Raw genomic sequence first — 2,712 nt, 5'->3', positions numbered from 1 at the left:
GAAGCCACCGCGCTGGAAGTCGGCTGAGTTGAGTTTGACCGAGACCGCGAACCGTTCGCTCACGGCCGCTCGCACTTCGCGAACCACCTCCACCAGCAGGCGGGCGCGGTTTTCCAGCGATCCGCCCCAGCGGTCGACGCGCTGGTTGGTCAGTGGCGAGAGGAACTGGCTGAGCAGGTAGCCATGCGCCGCGTGGACCTGCACGCCGGTGAAGCCGGTGGCCTCGGCCAGCACCGCCGCTTTGACGAAGCGGGCCTTGACCTCGGCGATGTCGGTCTCCGTCATGGCCCGGGGCGGCAAGAACTGCTTGGAGAAACCGCCCAGGTCCATGGCCACCTCGGAGGGCGCGATGGTGTCCTGCTTCAAGGCGGCGGGCATCTGCCGGCCCGGGTGGTTGAGCTGCATCCACACCTGCGCGCCACGAGAGCGGGCCGCTTGCGACCAGGCCCGAAAACGCTCGGCGTGTCGGTCAGACTCGAGCACGACTCCGCCCGGGCCGGTCATGGCTCGGGGGTCGATCATGACGTTACCGGTGATCAGCAAGCCCACCTCGCCCTCGGCCCAGGTGCGGTAGAGCCGGATCAGGGCGTCCGACGGGGCGTGGTCGGCGTCGGCCATGTTCTCTTCCATGGCGGCCTTGGCGAATCGGTTGGCAAGGGTGGCCCCATTGGGCAGGGTCAGCGGTGTGAAGGCGGTCATGTTCGACTCCGGGTTGGCAAGGCGTCAACCGTAAGCTTGAAGTCAACTTGAATGTCAAGTGCCGATGGCAACGCCGCGCATTTGACATTCAAGTGCACTCCAAGGTTAGATTCGATGCCGTGCCCATCTGTCGATCGCAAGCGAGGTGTCCCATGAAGATCGGAGAACTGGCCCAGCGCACCGGGCTCACCGCCTCGACGATCCGGTTTTACGAGTCGAAAGGACTCCTCAATGCCGTGAGTCGACAGGCCAACGGCTACCGTGAGTACCCGCTGGAAGCCGTGGCTGTGCTGAACATCATCACCAGCGCTCAGCAAACGGGTTTCACCCTTGACGAGATCAAGCAGGTGATACCGGAGGACTTCAGCACCTGGCGGCACGACGAACTGATGGCGGCCCTGACGAAAAAGATCACCGACATCGAAGCCATGGAAGTGCGCCTGGCGCAAAGCAAGGCACAACTGCGCGCGCTCATGCAGATGATCGACGCCAAGCCCGAAGGCATGGCCTGTGAGGACAACGCTGTGCGGGTGATGGACAGTTTCGGGATCCCGGTGAGCAAGAAAACGAAACCTCGAAAAGGTGCTTGACCTTGAAGTTGACTTGAAAGTTAGATTCATCAACGCATTCCAACTGCCTTCAAGCGTTGAGGTCCATTCATGCATTTTCGAAGCGTTGTCGCAGCCGGTGCGTTGCTGCTGAGTTCTCTGGTCTGCCCGGTCTGGGCCCAAGGCGCTGCGGCCGATGGCAGCCCCGTGATCGACATCGCCGGGCACAAGGTGCCGGTGGTGCGTGGCGGCCTGTACGACCGGTTCCGCTCGAACCCGCCGCTTTCCGTCATCGCGGCCGAGGCTCCGGAGATCGACCTGAGCTGGTTCAAGACCCTCAAGAAAACCAAGCTGGACATCGGCTTCGAGTCCCACTCCCCGAACTTCTATTACAAAAACAGCCGGGTGACAGCCGTGTACACCGCTGACATCGACCGCTTGCGCGAACTGATTCCACCCAAGGTGCTGGCCGAGGTCCAGCCGCTGCAGGTCTGGCCTGGCCGTGGGCTGATCGCCATCACGGCCTACAGCTACGAGTACTGCGACAACGACGGCTACAACGAGGTGGCCATCTCCATCGTCACCAGCAAGCTGGGCGGCTCGAACTGGGGAGCCTTCAGCCTGCTGGCCCAATCGATGGACAAGGACCTGTCGGGCTACGTGCTCAAGCTGCCGGTCAACACCGAAGTGGCCCGTGTGAGGGGCGTCGTCGGTTACAACTTGCCGAAGTGGCTGATCCCGATCAACTTGAAAGACGGCGAGAAATCGGTGTCGTACGAGATTTTCGACGCGCAAACGGGCAAGCCCGATCTCGTGATCGAGGCACGCAAGCTCGACGGGCTGTCGAACAAGGAAGAATTCGTCACCAACCGGTTCACGAACCTGGACCAGCAAGGCAACCTGACCAAGGGCCACTCGGTGTCGCGGCAACTCAGCCATGCCAGCAGCATGGACCAGGACGCGGTCAAGCTGACCTTGCATGACGGCAGCCTGTCGGGCTTCATCAAGACGCTGAAGCTGGGGCGGATGGTGAAGTACGAGTACGTGCCGCAGTTCCAGGGGGCGCTGTATGCGCCTGAGCGGGTTGAGGCCGCTTCTGACCGTTGACTGTCTGCTCGTTTGCGGGAGACCTGCAGAGAGGTCATCAGATGGCGTTGCTCCAGCGCAGCCATGCATCGGGCAAGTGATCCAGGGCCCAGGCTTCGAGCTGCTTGTCCCAGCCCAGAAGAATCGCCAGCCCGGCCAGCCCCAGCAGCACGGCAAAACCCTTCTTGATGCGGTCCATGCTGCCGAGCGCACGGTCTCGCCAGCGCTCGAACCCCGAGCGCGAGGCGTAGGCCACGCCGATCAAGGGCAACGCGGCGCCCATGCCGAACACCCCCAGGGTGATGGCGCCAGGCAGTGCGCCGCCTTCGCTCACGACCAGCGCCAGCGCGGACGCCAGCAGGGGGCCGGAGCAAGGGCA

2 protein-coding genes and 2 pseudogenes are annotated in these 2,712 nt (G+C 63.1%); 2 read left to right on the top strand and 2 right to left on the bottom strand.

The genetic code is table 11. The features are described from left to right. Positions 1-699, bottom strand: a pseudogene (locus B2W70_RS16205) (2,4-dienoyl-CoA reductase); the annotation flags it as partial. Positions 700-851: 152 nt separating this feature from the next. Here B2W70_RS16205 and B2W70_RS16200 point away from each other — a divergent pair. Both B2W70_RS16200 and B2W70_RS16195 read left to right on the top strand, forming a co-directional pair. Continuing rightward, on the top strand, positions 852-1,289 hold the full coding sequence (locus B2W70_RS16200) for a MerR family transcriptional regulator (protein WP_286747228.1): 438 nt from the start codon (positions 852-854) through the stop codon (positions 1,287-1,289). Between the two features lie 69 nt (positions 1,290-1,358). After that, positions 1,359-2,354 (top strand): acetoacetate decarboxylase (ADC), encoded by a 996-nt coding sequence (locus B2W70_RS16195; RefSeq protein WP_286747227.1) that lies wholly within the window; start codon positions 1,359-1,361, stop codon positions 2,352-2,354. 37 nt (positions 2,355-2,391) lie between these two features. Here the strand turns inward: B2W70_RS16195 and B2W70_RS16190 are convergent. Further along, positions 2,392-2,712: pseudogene (locus B2W70_RS16190) on the bottom strand (cytochrome c biogenesis protein CcdA); the annotation flags it as partial.

It is taken from the genome of Aquabacterium sp. UBA2148 (assembly GCF_002328915.1).
Lineage (GTDB): Bacteria > Pseudomonadota > Gammaproteobacteria > Burkholderiales > Burkholderiaceae_C > Aquabacterium > Aquabacterium parvum.
Note: the sequence above shows the minus strand (reverse complement) of the source record. Positions and strands in the feature narration are given on the sequence as shown.

What these genes read in the sequence shown, in the direction of transcription:
- B2W70_RS16200 (WP_286747228.1), top strand. Translation starts at nt 852, where the DNA reads ATGAAGATCGGAGAACTGGCCCAGCGCACCGGGCTCACCGCCTCGACG.
- B2W70_RS16195 (WP_286747227.1), top strand. Translation starts at nt 1,359, where the DNA reads ATGCATTTTCGAAGCGTTGTCGCAGCCGGTGCGTTGCTGCTGAGTTCT.